Here is a 24,400-nt window from a genome sequence, read left to right as displayed (position 1 = left end):
ACACGGGCGGGGCACCCATGATCTTCAGGCATTTTCTCGCAGGCTGCTTTTTAGCCGCCTCTGCAACTCTTCTCCATGCGGAACCGGTCACATTCCGCTATGCCTATCAGGGCGGGCTGAACAGCCTTGATCCCTATTCACTCAACGAGACCTTCACCCTCTCCGCCCTCGGAAATGTCTATGAAGGACTGGTGCGGCGGAACGCGAAGCTGGAGCTGGAGCCGGCGCTCGCCGAACGCTGGGAGAAGCTGAGCCCGACCCACTGGCGCTTTCACCTGCGCAAGGATGTGCACTTTCACGACGGCGGCACACTGGCTGCCGATGACGTGATTTTTTCGGCGGAACGTGTCCGCTCCGAAGGGTCCGATCTTGGCACACGCCTGCCTGCGGGAACCGTGGTGAGGGCAGTGGACAGCCACACGGTTGATTTCGTGCTGACATCTCCCACCCCGTTCCTGCCGGCGGAGTGGGAGACCTGGTACATCATGGACAAGGAGTGGACGGAGGCAAACGGCGCCGTTGCGGTCACCTCGGCATCCAGCGCAGCTCCGGGCGCAGCCGCCTTGAAGGCCAATGGCACCGGACCATACCGGATTGTCAGCCATGAGCCTGGCCTGAAAACTGTCTACGCAAAGAACCCGGACTGGTGGGATGCCACGGCAGGCCTGCCGGACCGGGTGGAGTTCTCCGCCGTCACATCAGGCCCCACCCGCGTTGCGGCGCTTCTCTCCGGCGAACTGGACATGATCTATCCGGTGCCGGTGCAGGACATTGCGCGGGTGAACCAGAACCCATCCACCCAGGTGCTCAGCGGGCCGGAACTGCGCACGCTGTTTCTGGGCCTCGATCAGAGCCGCGAAGAGCTGCTTTACTCCAGCGTAAAAGGCAAGAACCCGCTCAAGGATCTGCGGGTGCGCAAGGCCATCTATCACGCGATCGACACAGGCGCCATCACCAGCAAGATCATGCGCGGTCTAGCCGAACCTGCGGCCCTTCTCGTCAGCCCGGCGCTGTTTGCCCGTGCGGACGAGTTTTCGCGACTTGCTTATGATCCGGCGGAATCCCGCCGCCTGCTGGCTGAGGCGGGCTACCCCGAGGGTTTTTCCCTGACACTCGATTGCCCGAATGACCGCTATGTCAACGATGCCAGCATCTGCGAGGCCGTCGCGGCAATGCTGTCGAAAGCCGGCATCAGGACACGTGCGGACATCCAGCCCAAGGCGAAGTACTTCGGGCGCATCCTGCCCACCGGCGGCTATGACACTTCCTTCTATCTGTTCGGCTGGACACCGGCTGACTTCGACAGTCTCAGCCTGCTGCAGGCAGTTGCCATGTGCCGGAATACGGCAACGGGAGAAGGCACGTTCAACATCGGCGGCTACTGCAACGAGCAGGCAGACGCCTTGATCCGCCAGCTCGCCCGCGAAGACGACAAGGACCGGCGGGCAGACATCACCGCGCAGATCTATACCCTGATTAACCGCGACGTGGCCTATATCCCGCTGCACCAGCAGAAGCTGGCCTGGGGTATTTCCCGGAACTTTACCGTGGAACAGCGGGCAGATGATCAGTTCCTGTTCCGCTTCATCCGCCAGCAGTAGCAGGCCAGCGGCGCTTTAGCGCCCCGTTATAGAGACAAAAAAAGAGGGGGAAGCACCTAGCCTCCCCCTCGATACCTCATGCCCGTTCAATTGCTTGCACTAAGAAACGGCCCTTAAATACGTCAGGCCCACTCAAATTCCGTAAGGTCATGCTACCGCATCGCACCATAAAATAAAGCCTCAACTTGAGGAAATTTTGAGCAAAATCAGCCAGAAACTGCCGAAAATTGCTGCATCGCAACACCTCTTGACCTTCCAGCGACTGGAAGCCCTACTTTGGGCAAGATCACGCGATTCAACGTACCGGCTGGCAATCGCCAGGGGCCGGTACAGGCAAAAGGAACAGCAGTCATGACATCCGCAGATCTCTCAAGCCCCCGCCAGCTGATGCTCGATGTATCCGGCATGACTTGCGGCGGCTGTGCCGCAAGTGTGCAGCGTCTTCTTACTGGTATGGACGGTGTCGCTGACGCCAGTGTCGATCTGGCCGCCAAGAGCGCGACCCTGACCGTGACGAAAGATGTCCCCGTGCCGGACATGATTGCCGTTCTCGAAAATGCCGGCTTCTCTGCCCAGCTGCGAGAGGAATGACCCGAAATGTCCCCTGCAAACTCCCGCCGCACTCAAGAACTGACGCTCGACATTTCAGGCATGACCTGCGGCAGCTGTGCTGTGCGGCTTCAACGCTCCCTGTCTGCCGTTGACGGGGTAGCGGAAGCCAATGTGAACCTGGCCATGGAAAATGCCAGACTGGCGCTGGCGCGGGACATTCCCGTGCCGGAACTGATCGCCGCCGTCGAGAAGGCCGGTTTCTCCGCCCGCCTGCATGAGGATGAAGCCGCCAAGGCCCGGGCAGAGCGGGAGAAGGCAGAAGCCGCCGCACGGGCAGAGGACCGGAAGTCCTTCCTGCTGTTCGTGATGGGGGCGGCCTTTTCCCTGCCGCTCGTCATATCCATGGTCCTGATGCCCTTCGGCATTCACTGGATCATCCCGGGGCTGGTGCAGCTGGTTCTGGCGACCCCGGTGCAAATCCTGCTGGGCGCCCGCTTCTACCGGGGCGCCTTCAAGGCCGTGCTTTCGGGCGGCGCCAATATGGATGTGCTGGTCGCCCTAGGCACGTCAGCCGCCTATGGGTACAGCCTGTACCGCATCTTCGTGCCGGATCCGTCTGGCGTGGAGCATCTTTATTTCGAAGCCTCCATGGTCATCCTGACGCTGGTCCTCCTTGGCAAGCTGCTGGAAAACCGTGCCCGCCGCGCAACCTCCGCTGCCGTACGGGCGCTGATGGCGCTGCGGCCGGAGACCGCCAACAAAATTGAAGGCGATACGGTCACCACCGTTCCCATCACGGAAATCCGGCTCGGCGACCGGGTTCTGGTGCGCCCCGGAGAGAGAGTTCCGGTGGATGGCCAGATCCAGAAGGGCAAAAGCGAGCTGGACGAAACGCTGATCACCGGCGAAAGCCTGCCCGTGACCCGTACGGCAGGTGATCAGGTCACCGCAGGCACCATCAACGGCTCCGGCGCGCTGACCGTCGAAGTGATGGCGCTTGGCGAGGAAACAGTGCTTGCCCGCATCATCAAGCTGGTGGAGACAGCACAGGGCCGAAAGGCGCCGGTGCAGAAGCTCGTCGACAAGGTTTCGGCCATCTTCGTGCCGGTGATCATCGTGTTTGCTCTCCTCACCTTTGCCGGCTGGATGATCTGGGGCGGCAGCCTTGACGCCGCTATCGGCGCCAGCGTCGCCGTGCTTGTCATCGCCTGCCCCTGTGCCCTCGGGCTTGCAACACCCACGGCCCTTGTCGCCGGCACAGGTGCTGCGGCGCGGGCGGGCATTCTCATCCGCGACATCGAGGCGCTGGAGGTGGCACACCGGTTGAAGCTGGTTGCCTTCGACAAGACGGGCACTCTGACGCGCGGCGCCCCTGCCGTCACCGATGTGATCGCCTTCGACCGGGACAATGACGGTCTGCTGGCTGCCGCTGCTTCAGCACAGCTGGCCAGCGAGCATCCGCTGGCCCGGGCCATGGTGGAAGCAGCCAAGGCAAAAGGATTGCCACTTTCCACGCCGGACGAGTTCGAGGCAGTGCCGGGCGAAGGCATTGCTGCCATGCTGGGCGGACATTCGCTTGTCATCGGCAACCGGACCCTGATGGACCGGCTGAAGGTGGAAAGCATCACCGCAGATTCCATCCGCAAGTCGCTGGAAGGCGAAGGCAAGACCAGCGTTCTCGTGGCGCTTGATGGCCGCGCTGTCGGCGTCATCGCCTTCTCCGACACGCTGCGTGACACCTCGGCGCAAGCGATTGAGGAGCTGAGGGAGATGGGCATACGCACGGTGATGATCACCGGTGACAGTGAGACCGTTGCCCGCAAGGTGGCCGCAGAAACCGGTCTTGACGAGGTGCGCGCAGGCGTGCGCCCCGATGGCAAGGCCAAGGCGATCGAGGCCTTGCGCGCGGAAGCAGGCGGCGCTGTCGGCATGGTGGGGGACGGGCTGAATGATGCGCCAGCACTCGCCGCTGCCGACATCGGCATCGCCATGGGCTCGGGTGTCGATGTGGCCATGGAAGCGGCTGGCATCACGCTAATGCGCTCGGACCCGCTGATGGTGGCAGCTGCCGTGCGCGTTTCCAAGGCCACGCTCACGAAGATCCGGCAGAATCTGTTCTGGGCCTTCGCCTATAATGTCATCGGCATTCCACTGGCGGCCTTTGGCATGCTGTCTCCCGCCCTTGCAGGAGCCGCTATGGCGCTCAGTTCCGTTTCCGTCGTCACCAACGCGAGCCTGCTGAAGCGCTGGAAGCCTTGAACCTTTTGCAACATTGCCGTGGCATAGTCGTTTCAGCTGGCCGGTTGCCCACTTGACGATTACGTAAACGGTATGCTTGGGTCAGCGTAGAGGAAACTTGAGCCTCATGACTTTAACGGCAGGGCGGAGTCTCGCCCTGCACCATGGGAGATGGAACGAATGAGCCTGCAGGAACTGACCGAAGCCGTGCGTGCAAAAGTAGCTGGCGGCGGCATCGACGACACTGTGAAGTTTGACTGCGGCAGCGATGGCGTCATCTTCCTCGACGGCTCGACCGTTACCAACGAGGACAAGGACGCCGACTGCACCATCAAGATCTCATCGGAAAACCTCGCCGAGCTGCTGGCCGGCGAGCTGAACCCGACGATGGCCTTCATGACCGGCAAGATCAAGGTCGAGGGCAACATGGCCGTTGCCATGAAACTCGGCAGCATTGTCTGAAACCCTATGAGGCGGCTCCGTCTACGGACGGGGCCGCTCTCATTCGCGCGGACGTTCGCCGGTGTAGATGGCACGGGGGCGGATCTGTTCGTGGGTGGCATATTGCTCCAGTGCATGGGCAACCCAGCCCACCATGCGCCCGGCGCAGAAGATGGTCTTGCCCGCCTGCGGTGGAAGGCCGAGGGCGCGCCGCAGGACCGCAAAGGCAAAGTCGATGTTCGGCTCAAGGCCAAACAGATCCCGCGCCAGCTTGCAGACAGTTGCAGCAAGTTCTGCTGCAGGACTGCCTCCCCTTTTCGCCCTCAGCATGTCGAGCAGCACGGCTCCCCGCGGATCAGCACCGCGATAAACGGTATGACCGAATCCATGCAGCGGCTCTCCCAGCATCAGCCGCTCGTGCAACACTGCCTCTGCATCCGCTGCTGACTGGATCTGATCAAACCACAGGCCCACCCGGTCGGACGCCGCCCCATGCCGGGGCCCGGTGAAGGCGCCCGCGCCTGCAATCAGCGCCGCATGCAGAGGCGCACGGGTGGAAGCCGCACAGCGTACGGTGAAGGCGCTGGTATTGAGTTCATGATCGGCAGAGAGCACGAGCGCCGCCCGAATAAGATCCGCTCCATCTGCAGTTGAGATGTCTCCGGCGCCGGAGCGGCCGGGCGCCAGCCAGCAGTCTGCCAGCTGCTCGTGCACAAGACGGCTCGACACCTCCGCCCGGTCCAGAAGCGCCGCCGCCGCCACGCGCACGAAAGCCGCCCCCTTGCGCACAAGCAATTGCGGCGAGCGGGTGTAGGCGGAAGGGTCTGACACTGGCCAGGCCGCCAGAGCCGTCATCAACCGCTCGACAGCGCCCATTCCGTCCGGAAAGTGCGGCAGCTGCATGCAGATTGCCCCGGCAAAGGGGTCATCCTCACAGTCCCAGAGCAGAGCGGCGGTGGCCTCCAGCGTTAGGCTTCTGGCAAGATCCGTCGCCCTATGCCCCCGGTACCAGGGCCCATCCTCGCCAATGTGGGTGAGCTTCGTTTCCAGCACCGGATCGCCGGACAGCGGCCTTGCCCCGTTCTGCGGCTCCGGCCGGTCGCGCTGCACCAGCAACTTGCGGATGTCGCTCGCATCATAACGCTTCTGCTTGCCCGGCCCTGGCACGGAGCGGATCAGGCCACGGCTGACATAGGCATAGAGGGTGGCCGGCTGGATGCCGAGTTCGGCGACCGCCTCGCGAGCGGAAAGATAAAGTGTCTGGTTCATATATTGATTGTATCTATCAACATTGACCACATCAAGCATTCCTCTTTTCATGGCTGCACACGGCAAGAGAAGGAGGTTTTCCATGACGCTCGCTTACCCCAACCCGGTTTTCACCGGTGCGCAGGCCGAAGGCCTTGATGGCGTGACTGCGGCCGCCACCATACTCAGCGAGGTGGACGGCGCAGGCGGGCGGCTGGTACTGCGCGGCAGGCCCGTTGAAGAACTGGCCGGGAAGCTTACCTATGAGGAGGCTGCCAGCTTCTTCTGGGGCGATATCCTGCGCGTACCGCGCGGCGCGGAGCTGACCGCCCGTTTTGCCGAGGCGCGCGCCACGGCCGCCCGTGCCCTGCCCGTTCTGCAGGCCGCTTCGCCAAAGCTCGGCACCTATGAGCTGATGCGGCTGGGACTTTCGGCACTTGCCAGTGAAGGCGCGGATGAAGACCCGGTGGTGCTGTGCGGCAGCCTTCCGGTATTTCTGGCGGCTGGCTGGCGGATGAGCCAGGGCCTTGCGCCGGTTATGCCGGATCTCAATCTCAACGCCTCGCAGGACATGCTGCGCATGCTGACGCGCAAGGCGCCGGATGCACGGGCAGCCGCCGCGATCGACCGCTATCTCGTCACCATTCTCGACCACGGCTTCAATGCCTCCACCTTCACCGCCCGGGTCATCGCGTCGACGGGCGCAGACATGGCCTCTGCCGTCATCGGCGCCATGGGGGCACTCAAGGGGCCTTTGCATGGCGGTGCCCCGGGACCGGTCCTGGACATGCTCGATGCCATCAGAACCCCGGACAGGGCGGAGCACTGGATCGAGCGGGCGCTGAAGGACGGCAAGCGGCTGATGGGCTTCGGCCACCGCATCTACCGCACCCGCGACCCGCGTGCCGATGTGTTGAAGGCTGGCCTTGCAGAACTGCCCTCCAACGCCGGGCGGCTGCTTCTCGCACAAGCGGTGGAACAGGCGGCCCTTGCTGCACTCGCCCGCCACAAACCGGACAGGCCCTTGCAGACGAATGTTGAGTATTACACAGCCGTGATGCTGGAGGCTGCGGGTCTGGACCGCAGCCTGTTCACACCACTCTTCGCCGTGGGCCGTGCCGTCGGCTGGTGCGGCCATGTGGCGGAGCAGCGCGCGACCGGCCGCCTCATTCGCCCGGCTTCGCGCTATGTGGGGCCAGTTGCAGCCTGATACGGAAAAGGCCGGGCCTCACATGGAGACCCGGCCCTTTGCACGGACTATCAGAGCAGCGCAGGCTGCTGATCCAGCCTTATCTGTTCACAATCAGTTCCGGTCCCATCAGGCTGTAGGGCAGCCAGGTGGACAGGGCCGGAACATAGGTGACGATGATCAGGAAGAGGAACAGGATCGCCACGAAGGGCAGCGAGGCCCGTACCACCTGAATGAGGCTCATGCCCGTGATGCCGGATGTCACGAACAGGTTGAGCCCGATCGGCGGCGTGATCATGCCGATTTCCATGTTCACCACCATGATGATGCCGAGGTGGATCGGATCAACGCCCAGCTCCATGCCAATCGGGAACACCACCGGAGCCACGATCAGCAGAAGGCCTGACGGCTCCATGAACTGGCCGCCGATCAGCAGCAGGATGTTGACGGCGATCAGGAAGGTGAACCAGTTGAACCCGGCACCGACCATCAGGTCCGTGATCATCTGCGGAATGCGCTCGGACGTGAGCACATGGGCAAAGAGCAGCGCGTTCACGATGATGAACATCAGCATGATCGTGGTCTTGCCCGCATCCACCAGCACCTTCTTCGTCTCGGCATGGAAGCAGCCGGGTACGAAGTTGATGATGGTCAGAAGCAGGTTGCGCACGACGGCAGCCGGAATGCTCTCACCGTCGTTGCGCATCGGCACCCCTTTCAGCGGGCCCATGTCGCGATAGACAAAGATGGCAATCAGGAAGGCATAGACGGCGGCGACGGCAGCCGCTTCCGTCGGTGTGAACACACCACCATAGATGCCGCCCAGGATGATGAAGATCAGCAGCAGGCCAAAGGCCGCTTCACCGGCAGCTTTCAGGATCTCGCCAAAGCCTGCGAAAGGCTGCTTCGGCATGTTCTTGCGCCGGGCATAGATGTAGATCGCTGTCATGAGCATCAGACCGGCCACCAGACCGGGAATGACACCAGCCAGGAACATGCGCCCGACGGATACGTCCGTGGCTGCGGCATAGACCACCATCACGATGGATGGCGGGATCAGAATGCCCAGAGTGCCCGCATTGGCGATGACGCCAGCCGCAAACTCCTTCGTATAGCCAACCTGCCGCATGCCTGCGATGGCGATGGTGCCGATGGCAACCACTGTCGCCGGCGACGAGCCGGACAGGGCGGCAAAGAGCATGCAGGAAAACACCGCAGCAATCGCCAAGCCGCCGCGCACATGGCCGACGCAGGCAATGGCAAAGCGGATGATGCGCCGCGCCACACCGCCGGTCGACATGAAGCCCGAGGCGAGGATGAAGAAGGGGATAGCCAGCAGCGTATAGTTCTGTGAAGCGGTGAACAGCTGAATGGCAACCGAGGACACGCTGTCATTGGAGAACAGCGCAATGACCAGCACGCTCGAAAGCCCCAGCGAAATGGCAATGGGAACTCCGAGGAAGAGCAGCGTCAGAACCAGGACTAAAAGAAAGGCAGCTTCCATTTTTCCCCCTCAGTCCTTCAGGACGTCTTTGTTTTCCGCCACGAGTTCTTCTGCCTCGTGGGACGCGATCATCATTTCGCGCTCGCCCTTGATGATCTGCCAGGCAGCCTGCGCACAGCGGAAGGCAAAGAGGGCAAGACCAATGGGAAGGATGAGATAGGCAATCCAGCGCTGCACGCGCTCCTTGGTGCCGAACATCTCCTGAATCAGCTCCGGATAGCGCAGGTCATCAAGGCCGATGCCTATCTTGTACATCTTGGACCAGTATTCGATGGCTCCGCCCTTGGCGTCGATGCCAAGGAGCTGCAGCCAGTCCGCGGACAGAAGGATGACCGCATAAAGGATGCCGCAAAGCGCACCGAACACGGCAAAGACGCGGAACGCCGAACGGGGGAAGAGGCGGATCACCGCATCAACACCCAGATGCGCACCGATCTTCACGCCGTAGCTCATGCCGAACAGAATGAGCCAGGCGAACAGGATGCGCGTGAATTCGAGAGCGCCGGTCCAGCCGGAGTTGAACCCGTACCGGGCGACGACCTGAGTGAAGGAAACGATGGTCATCGCAGCCATGAGGAAGGCGATCACGCCCTCCTCGAAGCGCGTGACCCAGTTATCAACACGTTGCATGATTTTCCCCCGCAGTTGGCAAGGCAATCCCTGCCCGGGTTTGAGCCCAGGTAGACATGCCGGGAGGGCAGAAGCCCTCCCGGATTTTTCCTGACAGGCGTTAGTTCTTGGTGTTGGACGCGACGGCGGCGTCGATCAGGTCCTGACCGATATCATCCTCGAACTGGGTCCAGACCGGCTTCATCGCTTCCACCCAGGCCTGGCGCTGCTCCGGCGTCAGCTGACGGATGGTGGCACCGGCATCAAGGATACGCTGGCGGTTCTTCGCTTCTTCACCGGCGACGGCCGCGTTGGCGGCAGCCGTGACTTCATCGGTGATCTTGAGGAACTGCTCACGCACGTCCGGCTCCAGGCTGTCCAGCCATTCCTGCGAGGTCACAAGCAGATAGGCCAGAAGCTGGTGGTTGGTTTCCGAGATGCCGTCCTGCACTTCGAAGAACTTCTGGGTGTAGGTGTTGGACCAGGAGTTTTCCTGACCATCGACAACGCCGGTCTGGAGCGCGCCATAGACTTCCTTGAAGGCCAGCTTCTGGGCGTTTGCACCCATGGCCTTGATCATGGCTTCGGCGACGTCAGACGTCTGGATGCGGAACTTCAGGCCAGCGGCATCGGTGGGCAGCAGCAGCGGCTTGTTGGCCGAGAACTGCTTGAGACCCGAGCTCCAGTAGCCAAGCCCGACGAAGCCAACGTCGGTCATGGCATTCAGCAGACCCTTGCCGGCGTCACTGGTGGTGAAGCGCTCGACTGCATCCAGATCCTGGAACAGGAAAGGCAGGTCGAACAGGCGGTACTTCAGGGTGTAGGCTTCGAACTTGGCGAGCGACGGCGCTGCGAGCTGCACATCACCCAGCAGAAGGGCTTCCATCACCTTGTCATCATCGAAGAGCTGAGAGTTCGGGAACACCTGCATGCAGGCCTTGCCGTTCATCTCCTCGTTCACACGCTTGGCAAGCAGGGTCGCAGCATCGCCCTTCGGATGACCGCTGGCCGCCACCACGTGGCTGAACTTGATGACGATCTCGCCATCCTGGCAGTCTTCAGCAAGGGCGGGGCCAGCAAAAGCAAAGGTTGCCGCTGCAACGGCGGCCAAAAGCGTCTTTTTCATGAATGTCCTCCCAGACATATCTGATGTGAGATCGCCGCAGCGATCAGGCGATGCTTAGATAGCAAGTCACGTGCCAAACGCGGCAAGCGCCCCGAAATGCGCCAATTTCCACCATAAAGCCGCCTTGAGCCAGAGGCTGGATCTGCAAAGCCCTGCCCGATTGGGTGGGATACGACACATCGCCGGAGCGCAATGTGTCGACTCCGACACATCAAGGCAGCAGCTTACTCCTCCTCGCCCCCCTCGCGGGCAAGGCCATACTTGCGCATTTTCTCGTAGAGCGCCTTGCGGGAGAGGCCCAGCGCCTCATAGGTCGCCTTGACGCTTCCGCCCTGGCGTTTCAGCTCGGCCTGAATGAGCGATTTTTCATATTCGGCCACGCGGGCAAACAGATTGTCACTGCCTGGCACCACCGCATCGTCCATGCCTTCAAGACCCAGCACAAACCGGTCGGCCACATTGCGCAGCTCGCGCACATTGCCCGCCCATTCCCGGGTCATGAGCTCTGCCATGTAGCCGGGCGGCAGATCGGGTATCTCCCGCCGGTAGCGCGCCCGGGCCTCGCGGGCAAGGTAATGGAACAGCAGCGGAATATCCTCCCGCCGCGCCCGCAGCGGCGGAAGCTCCAGCGTCACCACATTCAGCCGGTAGAACAGATCCTGCCGGAAGCGCCCTTCCGCACTCGCCTTGCCAAGGTCTTCCTTGGTCGCGGCAATGAAGCGCACGTCCAGCACGATCGGCTTGTTGGATCCGAGCCTCTCGATGCTGCGTGTCTCGATCACCCGCAACAGCTTGACCTGGAGCTCCAGTGGCATGGACTCGATCTCATCGAGAAACACCGTGCCCCCATGGGCATATTCCATCTTGCCAATGCGCTGGCCGCTGGCCCCCGTGAAAGCGCCCTTTTCATGGCCGAACAGCTCGGACTCGATGATGTCCGCCGGCAGCGCCCCGCAATTGAGCGCGACAAAGGGCTTGTCCTTGCGCGGCCCTTCCTCATGCAGCGCGCGGGCCACCACCTCCTTGCCCGCCCCGGTCTCCCCCAGCAGCAGCACATCGGCGTCTGTTGCTGCCAGCGCCATGACCTGCCGGCGCACCTTCTCCATCACCGGCGAGCGGCCCACAAGACGGCCCTCCAGCACCCCGTGATCCGACAGCCGCTCACGCAAGGCACGGTTTTCCAGCACCAGCCGCCGCTTTTCGAGAGCCCGCTCGATCACCGCCTCCAGTCTGGCAACGGCGAAGGGCTTTTCCAGAAAGTCATAGGCGCCCGCTCGCATCGCCTCCACAGCCAGCGGCACGTCACCGTGGCCGGTGATCAGCACGACAGGCATGGCCGGGTCGATATCGAAGGCCTTGCGCATCAGGGCAAAGCCATCAACGCCAGGCATGCGGATATCAGTCACCAGAACCCCATAAAAGTCCCGGTTCAGCACCCCCATCACCCCATCGGCCCTGTCAAAGGCTGCGACCTGATGACCGGCAAGCTCCAGCCCCTGCATCAGCGCATCGCGCAGGTCCTGCTCGTCATCCACCAGAAGCACCGTTGCCTGATCCATCCCCCCCCGCCCTATCCGGCTGCAACGGCCTGCGCGCCCGCGAGCGGCAGCCGTATTGTAAAACAGGCACCGCCCTCTTCCCGGTTGGAAGCGGTCAGCGTGCCCGCGAAGTCGTGGACGATCTTATAGGCGATCGAAAGCCCCAGCCCCAACCCTTCTCCCACACCCTTGGTGGTAAAGAAGGGATCAAAGATCTGCTCCATCACGGCGGCCGGAATGCCGGGGCCATTGTCAGAAACAGTCAGCACCATGACATCATTCTCGACCGCCACTTTCACCTCGACCTGCGGCGCGGGGACATCCTTCACGGCATCCAGTGCATTGCTGATGAGGTTCATGATCACCTGTTCCAGCCTGATGCGTCCGCCCATGACGGCGATCTCCGCCCCCGGCAGCTCCGACAGAATGGCTACCCCCCTGCGCTTGACCTGCGGCATCAGCAGCAGCATGACCTCGTCCAGCACCTGACGGATCGGAATGGCCTGCAGGTCTGAGCCGGACCTTCGCGTGAACCCCTTCAGCGTGCGGGATATCTCGGCCATACGCTCGACCATGGCGGTGATGCGGCCAAGGTTTTCCTTCGCCCGCCCCTCCTGCCCCCGGTCGATGAGGCGGTCCGCATTCTCGGCGTAGGTGCGAATGGTGGCGAGCGGCTGGTTGAACTCGTGGCTGAGGGCTGCCGACATCTGCCCGAGGGTGGCCAGCTTGGCGGCCTGCACCAGATCGGCCTGGGTACGGCGCAGTTCTTCTTCGGCCGTCATACGCTCGCGTACTTCCTGTTCAAGCTTCAGATTGGCCGTCAGAAGATCTTTCGTGCGGCTGCGCACCCTGCGCTCCAGCCAGTGAGCCATGGCCCGGTCACTGCGCATACGCCGCACCATCGCGTCCTGGCGCTCCAGCAATGACCAGAACAGGCCGGAGCCGATAATGGTCAGCAGAAAGGCCGTCAGCATGGCGTTGGCCGTCTGCCTTTCCGCCTCGCCCGTGTCGGAGAGAATATGCACGGTCCAGCCCAGCACCGGCAGCGTTTCCTGCAAAGCCAGGAATGGCCGCCCGCCCTGCCCGTCCGGGCTATGGACAAATTGAAGTGACTTGCTCCAGACGGAAGGATAGAGATCCAGCAGCAGCGAGGCACCGGACATATCGTGGCGGCCATCAAAGGCAAGGCCCCGCCAGCCCGGGACGTTGGAAGCCACGATCCGCCCGCGGCCATCGACAGCAATCAGAGGATCACGGCTCAGCGCCCAGGCCTGTTCCACGTCTTCAAGACTGACCCGCACGGCCACTGCGCCGACGACGCGGCTGTCTTCCCGGATGGCAGAGGTAAAGACATAGCTGGAGGCTTGCCCCGGAGATCCCGGCAGAAGCTGCCGGCCAAGCTGCCCGGCCATGGCCTCGGAAAAAGCAGGGCCAATCGGGCTCACTTCCTGCACGCCAGACCGCGTCATGGCGGTGCTCGCGGCAACGGTTGCTCCATCAGGCGTCAGAAACCAGACCGCCTGCGCACTCGACATACCACCGGCAATGGCCGCGATACGGCTTCCTTCCTCCTTCTCGTCACCGGCAACAATGGCTGCAATATCGGGCCTGCGTGCCAGCAGCGGCGTCATCAAACGGAACTTGTCGAGAAGCTGTTCCAGCGCCGTGGACTGCACCGACAAAATGGCGGCCTTGCGGGTCTGCAGATCAGCCAGCGTGATCCGCAGACTGGCGACCCCGGTCAGCCAGACAATGATGACACTGAGGAGGACCAGACCTGCAAGGATCAGAAGTTTCTGCCGTGCCGGGCGGCGGCGCTGATAAGATCGCTTCATGAGCTGATCATATCAGGCAGCCATCCAGGGAAAAGCACCCCCTGCGCCTTGAGTTTCACGCAAGTCACGCGGCAGCCACGGCACCTTGCCGCCGGTCCTCGCGGATCATCGCGGCGCCCTTGTCTGCAATCATTACAGTGGGAGCGTTGGTGTTACCGGAGGTGATCACAGGCATGACGGAGGCATCCACGACACGCAGGCCCAAGAGGCCACGCACCCGCAGCCGCCCATCCACGACGCTGGCCTCATCCGCACCCATGCGGCAGGTGCTGGTGGGGTGGAAGATGGTGGTGCCGATATCACCGGCCGCCCGCGCCAGCTCCTCATCGCTCTGCAGCGACGGGCCGGGCAGATATTCCTCCGGCCGGTAGCGGGCCATGGCCGGGGCCTCCATGATCCGCCGGGTCAGGCGGATGCTGTCCGCCGCCACCTGCCGGTCAGCCGCCGCAGAAAGATAGTTGGGACGGATCTCCGGCTGGTCCTTCGCATGGCCCGTCAGCGCATGCACATGGCCGCGGCTCTCAGGCCGCAGATTGCAGACGCTGGCCGTAATCGCCGGGAAGGGATGCAGCGGCTCGCCGAACTTGTCGAGGGACAGCGGCTGCACGTGATATTCGATGTTGGCGGTCTCGAAGGACGGATCAGACTTGGCAAAGACGCCCAGCTGGCTTGGTGCCATGGACATGGGCCCGGAGCGGTTTAGCGCATATTCCAGCGCGATGCGTGCCTTGCCGAAGATATTGCCTGCCATCTGGTTCAGCGTCTTCGCCCCATGCACCTTGAAGATGGTACGCAGCTGCAGATGATCCTGAAGGTTCTCGCCAACCTCGGGCAGGGAATGCCGGACAGTGACACCGATACGGTCCAGCACGTCCGGGTTGCCGATGCCCGACAGCTCCAGAATATGAGGCGACTTCACGGCGCCTGCGGCCAGGATCACCTCGCCTCTTGCCCGTGCCGTGGCAGGCTGACCCTTCACCGTCAGCGCAACGCCGGATGCACGGCGCCCGTCCAGCAGGACGCTGGTTACCTCCGCCTGCGTCACCACCCGCAGATTGGGACGCTTCAACGCCGGGCGCAGGAAGCCCTTGGCCGTGTTCCAGCGGATGCCGTGCTTCTGGTTCACCTGAAAATAGGAGGAGCCGAAATTGTCTCCCCGGTTGAAGTCATCCACCTTGGGAATGCCCGTTTCGGCGCAGGCTTCACGGAAACTGTCCAGCACATCCCAGGACAGGCGCTGCTGCTCCACCCTGAGCCCGCCGCCCTGCCCATGCAGATCATCGTTCCACTGATAATGGTCCTCGCAGGCGCGGAAATGCGGCAGCACATCCTCCCAGCCCCAACCGGTGAGGCCAAGCTGGCGCCAGCCGTCATAGTCTCTGGCCTGGCCGCGCATGTAGATCATGCCGTTGATCGACGAGCAGCCGCCTAGCACCTTGCCGCGCGGATAGTTCAGCGCCCGCCCGTTCAGCCCCGGTTCCGCCGCCGTGCGGAAGCACCAGTCCGTGCGCGGATTGCCCATACAATAGAGATAGCCGACAGGAATATGGATCCAGTGATAGGCGTCGCGCCCGCCCGCTTCCAGAAGCAGCACCCGGATATCCGGGTCCTGCGACAACCGGTTCGCCAGAACGCAACCCGCCGAGCCCGCGCCGACGATCACATAATCCCACTCGCCCAGATCCTGCATGTTTCCACCCGTGTTCTTTGGCACAAGTGGAGACACGCAGGCGCGGTCCGGTCAAGACCTTCAAAGGGCGGGGATGGGCTTAGGCCATTTCCTGTTCGCGCACAGCCATTTCGATCTCGTCCACCAATGCCGGATCAAGGTTCAGCCGGGCGGCCAGCATCTGGAGATAGGCCTTTTCCGCCGCATGATCGGGGTCGATGGCAAGCCGCGAGGCGGCGTAGATCTCGGCGGCGGTCTCTGGCGAGGTGGCGCTTCTGACGATCTTGTCAAGGTCGAGCGGAGCCCGCAGCTCATCCATCAGGAAGGCCTTGGATTCGGAATCAAGCCCGGCCTCATCCATCTTGCTGAAGATGCGGCGCTGCTCTTCAGCGTCGATATGGCCGTCCGCCTTGGCGGCGGCAATCATGGCGCTGAGCAGGGTCCGCGCGACGATCTGGCTTCCGCCGGGCGCACGCTCAGGGTCAAAGGCCGTGCCGTGCGGGGCTTCCAGTTCCAGCGGAGCACGCTGCTGCGGGCTCGGCGGCTGACCGCCGTTCTGCTGGCCGGTCTGATAATCGCGGTAGGCCTTGTAGGCGAGGCCTGCAACCAGCGCGAGGCCGCCATAGGTCACCGCCTTGCCGCCGATCTTGCGGGCAGACTTGCTGCCAAGCAACAGCCCGGCAAGACCGCCAGCGGCGAGCCCGCCCGCGTTGGACGACAGGAAATCCTTGCCACGGGACATCAGGTCACCGGAGCCGCCCGTCTTGCCACCTTGTGCAAGACCGGAGCGGGAGGCCGCCCCCATCACCTGATCGAGAAGGGATTTCGCATCGAACATGTCTGGAGGCTCCTTGGTAAACCTTGCGTCAGCCTCAGATGGTGGCTTGGCCGCCCCGCCGCAAGTCAGGGCTTGGTGGGAACATTCTCCAAAGGCAGCAGGTTGTCGTCCTTCAGGGTCTCCATGGCGATGGAAGAGCGCACATTCTGCACCGCCTCATGGGGCAACAGGTCGTCATTGATCACCCGGCTCAGCGCCTTCAGGTCCGGCACCACGATCTTCAGCATATAGTCCACGTCGCCCGTCAGTGTGTGTGCCTCCTGCACCTCGGGCATGGCCTGCACCATGGCGCGGAACCGGCGGGCGTTTTCCCGGCTGTGCGCCCCGAGGGTGACCCCGACAAAGGCCGTCACCGAAAAGCCCAGCCGCTCGGTTGCCAGATCTGCTCGGTAGCGGCGGATGATGCCCTCTGCTTCCAGCGCCTGACGGCGGCGGGAGATCTGGCTGGCGGACAGACCGATCCGCTCACCCAGCTGCTGGTTGGTGAGGGCAGCATTTTCCTGAAGAGCGGACAGAAGCCGCAGATCAAAGCTGTCAAGCTGCATGGAGATGCACCGATCATGAGGTTCACGCACAAAACTTGCATCATCTTACGGGATTTTACGTCCTTTGCACACACATTGCGCGCTCCGTGGCGCAAGCTGTTCTCACCATCAAGAGGAGGACAGCATGGGACCTTTCCCGCACGACGCACCGCCCGCCACCATTACGGCAGAAAACCCGGCAGGCACCGACGGCTTCGAGTTCGTGGAATTTGCCCATCCGGAGCCTGAGAAACTGGACGCCCTGTTCCGCCGCATGGGTTACAGCCCCGTGGCAAAGCACAGGACGAAAAACATCACCGTCTACCGTCAGGGCGACGTGAACTACATCCTCAACGCCGAGCCCGGCTCCTATGGCATGCGCTTTGTCGAGGCCCACGGCCCCTGCGCCCCGGCCATGGCCTGGCGCGTGGTGGATGCACAAAAGGCGTTTGACCATGCGGTGAAGATGGGCGCAACGCCCTATGAAGGGGACGGCAAGACGCTGGACGTGCCCGCCATCATCGGCATCGGCGGCTCGCTGCTCTATTTCATCGACCAGTACGGCGATAAGGGCTCAGCCTACTCTGCGGAGTTCGAATGGCTTGGCCCGGTTGATCCAAAACCGGAAGGCGTCGGCTTCTATTACCTCGACCACCTGACGCATAACGTCTACCGGGGCAACATGGACAAGTGGTGGGACTTCTACCGCAACCTCTTCGGCTTCCGGCAGATCCACTATTTCGACATCGACGGCCGCATCACCGGTCTTGTCAGCCGCGCCATCACCTCGCCCTGCGGCAAGATCCGCATTCCGCTGAACGAGTCCAAGGACGACACCAGCCAGATCGAGGAATATCTGCGCAAGTACAAGGGCGAAGGCATCCAGCACATCGCCGTGGGCACGGATGACATCTACAGCGCCACCGACCGTCTGGCGGACAACGGCCTGAAATTCATGCCCGGCCCGCCGGACACCTATTACGAAATGTCCAAAGCCCGCGTGAACGGCCATGACGAGCCGCTGGAGCGGATGAGGAAGCACGGCATCCTCATCGACGGCGAAGGCGTGGTGAACGGCGGCATGACCAAGATCCTCTTGCAGATCTTCTCCAAGACCGTGATCGGGCCGATTTTCTTCGAATTCATCCAGCGCAAGGGCGATGAAGGCTTCGGCGAGGGCAACTTCCGCGCCCTGTTCGAATCCATCGAGGAAGACCAGATCCGCCGGGGCGTCATCAAGGTGGATGCTGCGGAGTAACCTGAGCACGGGAGCCCCGCTGCCGGAAGGTGGCGGGGCCACCAGCGCAACTCAAGGAGAGATGCGGCGGCGGTACCCGCCTCGGCATCAGGCCGCCGTCAACGAGACCCCACACTCCCGCCGGGACGCCATGAGATCCGCGACAAAGGAGGAGGACCAGGTCTTCGCGTCCTCGCGGCATAGCCGGTCAAACATCGGCTGCCAGCGGGCGCGGCGCTCGTCCAGCGGCATGGTCAGAGCCCGCTGGAGCCCGCGCGCCACGTCTTCATCCGAATAGGGATTGACGCTGATCGCCTCAGGCATGCCCTCTGCCGCACCGGCAAAGCGGGACAGCACCAGCACACCCGGATCCTCCGGCGCCTGCGCCGCCACATATTCCTTGGCCACAAGGTTCATGCCATCGCGCAGCGGCGTCACCAGCCCGACGTGGCTAGACCGGTAGATTCCCGCCAGCACCCGGCGCGGAAAGGCCCGCGCCAGAAAACGGATCGGCGTCCAGTCCAGCTGCGAGAAGCGGCTGTTGACATGGCCGGTCAACCCCTCCAGCTCCCGCCGGATATCGATGTAGGCATCGAGTTCCGCCCGGGACGGCGGCGCCACCTGCATCAGTGACACCTGCCCCTGGTTTTCCGGGTAATCCTCCAGCAGCCGGGCAAAGGCACGGAAGCGCTCCGGCAGGCCCTTGGTGTAATCGATCCGGTCGACACCGACGATCTGGCGCCGCCCGGCCAGCTGCTTGGCAAGGCGGGCGGAGTTGCGCTGCGCATCAGCTGTTTCCGGAAACCGGGCGAAGGCCTCCGCATCAATGCCGATTGGATAAGCCTTCACCAGAACCTGCCGGTCCTCCAGTTTTACAACGCCGCCCGCACCTTTGGTGCCCCCCAGCTCCTCCACGACGAAACGGCGGAAATTGGCGGCATCGCGCGAGGTCTGAAAGCCGATCACATCATAGGCCAGCATGGTGCGGATGAGAGCACCGGCATTGGGCAGCGCCGCAAGAACTTCCGGTGGCGGAAACGGGATGTGCAGGAAGAAACCAATGGGAACCTTCACCTCCATCTGGCGCAACGTCGCGGCCAGCGGCATGAAATGATAGTCATGCACCCAGACGAAATCATCCTGCTGCAGCAGCGGATGCAGCCGGGAGGCAAAACGCTCGTTCACATGCCGGTAGCCGTTTTCAAAGGCCCGGTCGAAGACAGCCAGATCAAGCCGGTAATGCAACACCGGCCAGAGGGTCCGGTTTGCATAGCCGGCATAGAAACTGTCATGATCAGCCTGGTTCATATCGATCTGCACCAGCTGGACCGACTTTGTCCTCTGCTGCTGAAAGGGGCCGAAGGTGCCTTCCTCGGAGATCTTGCCGCTCCAGCCGAACCACAGTCCGCCGGAACTCGTGAGCGCATCGACCAGAGCCACAGCGAGCCCTCCAGCCTTGCCTGTGTCCTTCATCGGGCCCACCCGATTTGATACCACAACAAGCCGTCCCATGGCCTTCGCCTCCTTTGCTCTGAATTGATGTGCCGGACACTGAAAACAGGCAGGCAGCAGATGAAATGCCCTCTCAAGACATAGTGAAACCAAGGCTCCTGGATGCGGACGCATCACGCCTTGAAAATATTGATGCTGCGCGCAGCGCCATTGACTGAACAGTCAAAGCGGCAAAGAGTTCCCGCAATGGGTGTCCGGGGCTTCGCGGAGGCCTCGCATGCCGGGTTTATGCCGTCAGATGGCGCACCTGCTGCGCGAGCCAATCCGTAACGGCGGCAACATCCGGCAGACGCTCGGGCGCGCAGGTTTGCCCGTCGCCAACCTTCAGCGCGCTCCCCCCAAGGGCGAGTGCTGCGGCCATGGCGTCTTCATCCGTCACATCATCGCCTGCAAAAACCGGCACCCGCCCGTTGAAGGGCGGCAGCTCCATGAACTGGCGCAGCGCCAGCCCCTTGTCATGGGTCGCAGGCTTCACCTCCATCACCATCTTGCCGCGCAAAACATGCAGGTCCGGCAGCCCGGCCAGAACACGTGCAAGATGAGCCTCCAGCGCGCTTTCCAGATGAGGAACAGACCTGTAATGCAGCGCAATGGCAGCGCCCTTGTCTTCCAGCATGATGCCGCCGGCCAGCAGCCCGCTGGCTTCTACCGATTGCCGCAACTGCTGAAGGTGCGGCGAGGCCTCGGCCCGGACAGGGTCACAGGCAGAAGTCTTGCGCCATTCAAGGCCATGAAGGCCCGCAGCAGGCAGCTTCAGAGGGTGAAGGAAACCGTCGATCTGGGAAATGGGCCTGCCGGTGATGATGGCGACGGCGCCATCCAGACAATCATTGATCCGGCTCAGCAAGCTGATCACTTGGCCGTCTACGTCTACAAGCTCCGGGCGCGGCGCAAGCGCGGCTAGCGTGCCATCAAAATCGAGAAAGAGGGCACTATCGGATCGCAGACGGACAGAATTTCGCATGTGCACAATTTAAGGCACAGAGCAGAAAAGTCCACCCCTGCCCCGGATTTTCTCCGGAGCAGGGACAGATGATTGCAGAACGTCAAACGAAAAGATTGACGAGACTTTCCAGATATTCCTGGCGTCCGGACTTCGGCTGCGGCTCAAGATCCGTGGCATGAACGCGGTCCGCCAGAGCCTCCAGCGACACGTCACCCTTGAGGATTGCCGCGTTTTCCGGCTTGGACCAGCCAGCGTAACGGTCTTCGACGAAGCTGCCGAGCCGGCCATCTTCGATCATGGCGGCAGCAGCCAGAAGGCCGCGCGCAATGGCGTCAGCCGAACCGATGTGGCCCTGGATCAGATCCACGGCGTCGATCGACTGACGGCGGATCTTGCTGTCGAAGTTGGTGCCGCCGGTGGTGAAGCCGCCACCTTTCAGGATCTCGTAATAGGCCAGCGCCAGTTCCGGAACGTTCATGGCGAACTGATCCGTATCCCAGCCCGACTGGTAGTCGTTGCGGTTCATGTCGATGGAGCCGAAGATGCCCAGCGCATTGGCCAGCGCCAGCTCATGCTCGAAGGAGTGACCGGCAAGGATCGCATGGCCCTGCTCGATGTTCACCTTCACTTCCTTCTCAAGACCATAGGCCTTGAGGAAGCCGAAGACGGTGGCGACATCATAGTCATACTGGTGCTTGGTCGGCTCCTGTGGCTTCGGCTCGATCAGGATGGTGCCCTTGAAGCCGGTCTTGTGCTTGTACTCGACTACCATGGACAGGAAGCGGCCAAGCTGGTCCAGCTCGCGCTTCAGGTCGGTGTTGAGCAGGGTTTCATAGCCCTCGCGGCCACCCCACAGCACGTAGTTCGCACCGCCCAGACGCTTGGTCACGTCCATGGCGTTCTTCACCTGGGCTGCCGAATAGGCGAAGATTTCCGGGTCAGGGTTGGTGGCCGCACCACTCATGAAGCGGCGGTTGGAGAACAGGTTCGCCGTGCCCCACAGCAGCTTCACGCCCGTCTCGGCCATCTTCTTTTCAAAGATGTCGGCAATGGCGTTCACATTGGCGTTGCTCTCGGCCAGCGTTGCTCCTTCCGGCGCGATGTCGCGGTCGTGGAAGGTGAAGAAGGGCATGCCCAGCAGCTGGAACATCTCGAAGGCAACATCAGCCTTCAGGCGGGCCTGTTCCATCGGATCGCCCGCGGCCATCCACTTGCGCTGGAAGGTGTCGCCGCCGAACGGGTCACCGCCCGGCCAGCAGAACGAGTGCCAGTAGCAGATGGCAAGACGCAGATGGTCTTCCATGCGCTTGCCGAGGACCACCCGGTCCTTGTCGTAAAAGCGGTAGCCATACGGGTCCTTGGCATCCGGGCCAACAAAGCGGACCGGCTCAAGGCCTTCAAAAAAACCAGTAGCCACGTCAGATCTCCTTCACTGCGGGATAGAGTTTGCGCCAGCGGGCATAGGCCTCGCCATAGGCGGAACGAAGAGCGGGGTTGGGGTCGATAGCAGCGGCCATCGGCGGGGCGCTGAAGAGCGCATCGGAATAGCCATCCGCCGCCGCCTGACCAAGGCGGGCAGCGCCCAGTGCGGCGCCGAAATCGCCATCCTGCGGCAGATCGACGGTGACGCCCAGAACAGTGGCGATGATCTCCAGCCAGGCACGCGAGCGCGAGCCGCCGCCCACGGCGGTGACACGCTCCACCTTGGTGCCGGCAGAGGTCAGCGCTGCAAGGCAATCCATCAGGGCAAAGGCAACGCCATCCAGCACCGCATGGGTCAGCTCCGCCTCATCCGTGTCATGCGAGATGCCAAAGAAACCGCCCCGGATCGCCACGTCATTATGCGGCGTGCGCTCACCGCCCAGATACGGCATGAACATCACATCCGAAGGCCGCTTCAGTTCCGTGACGAGCCCCGTCAGCTCCTGCGCCGGGCGGCGCAGCACCTTCGACAGCCAGTTGAGGCTGTCGGTTGCCGACAGGATGACGCCCATCTGGTGCCATGTGTCCGGCACCGCATGGCAGAAGGCGTGCACGGCGCTGCCCACATTGGGCGAGAACCGGTCGTTGGTGACGAACAGCACGCCGGAGGTGCCAAGCGAGACGAAGGCCGAGCCCGGCTTCACCGCGCCCGTGCCGCAGGCCGAAGCCGCATTGTCGCCGCCGCCACCAGCCACCACCGGAGCCGAGGCCATGCCCCAGCGCTGCGCCAGTTCCGGCCGCAGGCGGCCGCTGGCATCCGAGCCTTCGACAAGGCGGGGCATATGGCTGCGATTGAGGCCGGTGGCCTCCAGCAGCGCATCGGACCAGTCGCGGGCGGCCACATCCATCCACAGCGTGCCGGCACTGTCGGACATGTCGCCTACATGTTCGCCGGTCAGGCGCAGGCGGACGTAATCCTTCGGCAGCAGCACCTTGGCCGTGCGGGCGAAAATCTCCGGCTCGTTCTCGCGCACCCATTGCAGCTTCGGCGCGGTAAAGCCCGGCATCACCCGGTTGCCGCCAAGGCTGAGGAAGCGGGGCTCGCGCACCTCCAGATCCGCACATTGCGCTGCGGAGCGGCCATCATTCCACAGGATGCAGGGGCGCAGCGGCTTGTCTGCCGCATCCAGCAAGGTAGCCCCGTGCATGTGGCCGGACAGGCCAATGCCGCGCACCGCAGCCATCTCCTTGGGATGGGAGGCGGCAAGCTCGTCCATCGCTTGTTCCAGCGCCGTCCACCAGCTGTCCGGGTCCTGCTCCGACCAGCCGGGATGCGGGCGCTCGACCGTCAGATGGGCACTGGCCGAGGCAAGCACCGCCTGGCTGTCATCCATCAGGATCGCCTTCACCGAACTGGTGCCGATATCAAGGCCGATATGCATGAGGTACGCCCCTCAAAATTGATCCGAAAGAACCCCGGAGCGGGCGGCGCTTATGTGCGCGCCCGTCCGGGGACTGCTTCTTCTAGCCGATGACGGCGGTTTCTGCCAGAGCCTGCAGTGCCGCAGGCTACCGCATGGTCAGGCGATCAGGCCGCCGCCGCATCATTCAACGCGCCTGGCCCCGGCGTTGCGCCCGGAGGGCACTTGCCGAGGATGATCATGCCCAGCACGTCATCATCGGTCACATCCGTGGTCTTTGCCGTGCCGACAAGCTGGCCGTTCTTCATTACGGCAATGCGGTCACACAGCTTGAACACGTCGTGGATGTCATGGCTGATGAGGAAGATGCCGAGGCCCTGCCTCTTCAGCTCCTCGATCAGTTCCGCCACCATCTGCGTCTCGTGCACGCCAAGCGCAGCCGTCGGTTCATCCATGATCAGGATGCGGGCGTTGAAATAGACCGCACGGGCGATGGCGACCGACTGGCGCTGACCACCCGAGAGGGCCTTCACCGGCGCCTTGAACTTTTTGAAGTTCGGGTTGAGCCGCGCCATGATCTTGCGCGTCTCAGCCTCCATCCGGTCATCGTCGACAAAGCCCAGCGGCGTCACCAGCTCGCGGCCCAGGAACAGGTTGGAAGCGGCGTCAAGGTTATCGGCCAGTGCCAGCGTCTGATAGATCGTCTCGATGTTGTACTTGCGTGCATCACGCGGGCTGTTGATCGTGGCCGGCTTGCCGTCGATCAGGATCTCGCCGCTGTCCTGACGGTAGGCGCCGGACAGGATCTTGATCAGCGTCGATTTGCCCGCGCCATTGTGGCCCAAGAGGCCCACGACCTCGCCGGGGTTCAGATCGATGGAGACGTGATCCACCGCATGCACCCCGCCAAACGAGATGCAGATGTCTTTCATTTCGACCAGAGGCGCCAT

At 62.7% G+C, this 24,400-nt stretch carries 20 protein-coding genes; 6 read left to right on the top strand and 14 right to left on the bottom strand.

The features are described from left to right. Positions 1-17: 17 nt before the first annotated feature. From V6L75_RS12320 to V6L75_RS12305, 4 genes are all read left to right on the top strand, one after another. Positions 18-1,601, top strand: coding sequence for an ABC transporter substrate-binding protein (locus V6L75_RS12320; RefSeq protein WP_334251800.1), 1,584 nt, complete (start codon positions 18-20; stop codon positions 1,599-1,601). 351 nt (positions 1,602-1,952) lie between these two features. Further along, complete coding sequence (locus tag V6L75_RS12315; protein WP_334251799.1) at positions 1,953-2,192, top strand: heavy-metal-associated domain-containing protein; 240 nt, start codon at positions 1,953-1,955, stop codon at positions 2,190-2,192. Positions 2,193-2,198: 6 nt separating this feature from the next. Next, positions 2,199-4,412 carry a heavy metal translocating P-type ATPase gene (locus V6L75_RS12310; RefSeq protein WP_334251798.1) on the top strand — a complete coding sequence of 738 codons (2,214 nt, stop codon included), beginning with the start codon at positions 2,199-2,201 and terminating at the stop codon, positions 4,410-4,412. Positions 4,413-4,571: 159 nt separating this feature from the next. Next, on the top strand, positions 4,572-4,853 hold the full coding sequence (locus V6L75_RS12305) for an SCP2 sterol-binding domain-containing protein (protein ID WP_334251797.1): 282 nt from the start codon (positions 4,572-4,574) through the stop codon (positions 4,851-4,853). 39 nt (positions 4,854-4,892) lie between these two features. Here the strand turns inward: V6L75_RS12305 and V6L75_RS12300 are convergent, their stop codons facing one another. Next, the gene (locus tag V6L75_RS12300; RefSeq protein WP_334251796.1) at positions 4,893-6,101 is read right to left on the bottom strand and encodes a citrate synthase family protein; all 1,209 of its coding nucleotides are present in this window, start codon (positions 6,099-6,101) and stop codon (positions 4,893-4,895) included. Positions 6,102-6,183: 82 nt separating this feature from the next. Here V6L75_RS12300 and V6L75_RS12295 point away from each other — a divergent pair, with 82 nt between their 5' ends. After that, positions 6,184-7,290, top strand: coding sequence for a citrate synthase (locus V6L75_RS12295; RefSeq protein ID WP_334251795.1), 1,107 nt, complete (start codon positions 6,184-6,186; stop codon positions 7,288-7,290). Between the two features lie 79 nt (positions 7,291-7,369). On the opposite strand, the gene V6L75_RS12290 is transcribed toward V6L75_RS12295, so the two are convergent. The 8 genes from V6L75_RS12290 to V6L75_RS12255 all read right to left on the bottom strand — a co-directional run bounded on the left by V6L75_RS12290 (position 7,370) and on the right by V6L75_RS12255 (position 16,933). Continuing rightward, positions 7,370-8,773: a TRAP transporter large permease gene (locus V6L75_RS12290; protein ID WP_334251794.1), complete on the bottom strand. Its 1,404-nt coding sequence runs from the start codon at positions 8,771-8,773 to the stop codon at positions 7,370-7,372. 9 nt (positions 8,774-8,782) lie between these two features. Beyond that, entirely contained in the window at positions 8,783-9,403 is a 621-nt protein-coding gene (locus tag V6L75_RS12285) for a TRAP transporter small permease (protein WP_334251793.1), read from the bottom strand. A 100-nt stretch (positions 9,404-9,503) separates the two neighbouring features. Then, positions 9,504-10,508, bottom strand: a complete 1,005-nt coding sequence (locus V6L75_RS12280; protein WP_334251792.1) for a DctP family TRAP transporter solute-binding subunit — start codon at positions 10,506-10,508, stop codon at positions 9,504-9,506. Positions 10,509-10,732: 224 nt separating this feature from the next. After that, the gene (locus V6L75_RS12275) at positions 10,733-12,067 is read right to left on the bottom strand and encodes a sigma-54-dependent transcriptional regulator (protein WP_334251791.1); all 1,335 of its coding nucleotides are present in this window, start codon (positions 12,065-12,067) and stop codon (positions 10,733-10,735) included. 11 nt (positions 12,068-12,078) lie between these two features. Next, positions 12,079-13,881: a sensor histidine kinase gene (locus V6L75_RS12270; RefSeq protein WP_334251790.1), complete on the bottom strand. Its 1,803-nt coding sequence runs from the start codon at positions 13,879-13,881 to the stop codon at positions 12,079-12,081. Positions 13,882-13,945: 64 nt separating this feature from the next. Next, positions 13,946-15,571, bottom strand: a complete 1,626-nt coding sequence (locus V6L75_RS12265; RefSeq protein WP_334251789.1) for a GMC family oxidoreductase — start codon at positions 15,569-15,571, stop codon at positions 13,946-13,948. 79 nt (positions 15,572-15,650) lie between these two features. Beyond that, positions 15,651-16,388 carry a tellurite resistance TerB family protein gene (locus V6L75_RS12260; protein WP_334251788.1) on the bottom strand — a complete coding sequence of 246 codons (738 nt, stop codon included), beginning with the start codon at positions 16,386-16,388 and terminating at the stop codon, positions 15,651-15,653. A 65-nt stretch (positions 16,389-16,453) separates the two neighbouring features. After that, a complete protein-coding gene (locus tag V6L75_RS12255) occupies positions 16,454-16,933 on the bottom strand; it encodes an Lrp/AsnC family transcriptional regulator (RefSeq protein WP_334251787.1) in 480 nt (159 codons plus the stop codon). 124 nt (positions 16,934-17,057) lie between these two features. Between V6L75_RS12255 and hppD the strand changes: the two genes are divergently transcribed. Then, on the top strand, positions 17,058-18,170 hold the full coding sequence (gene hppD / locus V6L75_RS12250) for a 4-hydroxyphenylpyruvate dioxygenase (RefSeq protein WP_334251786.1): 1,113 nt from the start codon (positions 17,058-17,060) through the stop codon (positions 18,168-18,170). A gap of 87 nt (positions 18,171-18,257) precedes the next feature. Here hppD and V6L75_RS12245 read toward each other — a convergent pair whose 3' ends face one another. From V6L75_RS12245 to V6L75_RS12225, 5 genes are all read right to left on the bottom strand, one after another. Continuing rightward, positions 18,258-19,661, bottom strand: coding sequence for an alpha,alpha-trehalose-phosphate synthase (UDP-forming) (locus V6L75_RS12245; RefSeq protein WP_334251785.1), 1,404 nt, complete (start codon positions 19,659-19,661; stop codon positions 18,258-18,260). 226 nt (positions 19,662-19,887) lie between these two features. Next, positions 19,888-20,625, bottom strand: a complete 738-nt coding sequence (otsB, locus tag V6L75_RS12240) for a trehalose-phosphatase (RefSeq protein ID WP_334251784.1) — start codon at positions 20,623-20,625, stop codon at positions 19,888-19,890. 82 nt (positions 20,626-20,707) lie between these two features. Further along, positions 20,708-22,024: a xylose isomerase gene (xylA, locus tag V6L75_RS12235; RefSeq protein WP_334251783.1), complete on the bottom strand. Its 1,317-nt coding sequence runs from the start codon at positions 22,022-22,024 to the stop codon at positions 20,708-20,710. A gap of 1 nt (position 22,025) precedes the next feature. Then, complete coding sequence (gene xylB / locus V6L75_RS12230) at positions 22,026-23,471, bottom strand: xylulokinase (RefSeq protein WP_334251782.1); 1,446 nt, start codon at positions 23,469-23,471, stop codon at positions 22,026-22,028. A gap of 146 nt (positions 23,472-23,617) precedes the next feature. Further along, positions 23,618-24,400, bottom strand: coding sequence for an ATP-binding cassette domain-containing protein (locus V6L75_RS12225; RefSeq protein WP_334251781.1), 783 nt, complete (start codon positions 24,398-24,400; stop codon positions 23,618-23,620).

It is taken from the genome of Pannonibacter anstelovis (assembly GCF_036881715.1).
Classification (GTDB): Bacteria; Pseudomonadota; Alphaproteobacteria; order Rhizobiales; family Stappiaceae; genus Pannonibacter; species Pannonibacter anstelovis.
The sequence above is the reverse complement of the archived record's forward strand: the minus strand, read 5'-3'. Positions and strand labels throughout refer to the sequence as shown.